The following is a 652-nucleotide window of genomic DNA, read 5'->3' as shown; positions in this document are numbered from 1 at the left end:
GGCGGCAGCCATATCCTGCGTGGCGTGAGTTTTGAGGCGCGTATAGGTGAAGTAACATGTCTGCTGGGGCGTAATGGGGTTGGCAAAACGACACTGCTGAAGTGCCTGATGGGTCTGATTCCAACCCGCAGCGGCAGTGTTATCTGGCAGGGTAAAAACATTACTCTCCGTAAGCCACATCAGCGGGTGCTGGCGGGGGTAGCGTATGTGCCGCAGGGCCGCGATATTTTTCCTCGCCTGACGGTTGAAGAGAATCTGTTGCTGGGACTCTCCCGGTTTTCAGCGCAAGAGGCAAAACGTGTACCGGATGAAATTTATGCGTTGTTTCCGGTATTACAGGAGATGAAATACCGGCGGGGCGGTGATTTGTCGGGCGGGCAACAGCAACAGTTAGCTATTGGCCGGGCGCTGGCCAGTCGCCCGCAGTTGTTGATCCTCGATGAACCAACAGAGGGGATCCAGCCTTCGGTGATTAAGGAGATTGGCCTAGTTATTAGCCAACTGGCCCATCGTGGTGATATGGCTATATTGCTGGTGGAGCAGTTTTATGACTTTGCCGAACAGCTTGCAGACAAATACCTGTTAATGTCGCGAGGCAGCATTATTCAACGTGGATCAGGTGAAAATATGGCAGCAGAAGGTGTGCGTGGGT

1 protein-coding gene is annotated in these 652 nt (G+C 53.4%); it reads left to right on the top strand.

The genetic code is table 11. The annotated features are described in order from the left end of the window. On the top strand, nucleotides 1-652 hold a 652-nt coding region (urtE, locus tag FDX03_RS13130; protein WP_137346038.1), incomplete at both ends, for an urea ABC transporter ATP-binding subunit UrtE.

The organism is Citrobacter sp. wls827 (genome assembly GCF_005280875.1).
GTDB lineage: Bacteria > Pseudomonadota > Gammaproteobacteria > Enterobacterales > Enterobacteriaceae > Citrobacter > Citrobacter youngae.
Note: the sequence above shows the minus strand (reverse complement) of the source record. Positions and strands in the feature narration are given on the sequence as shown.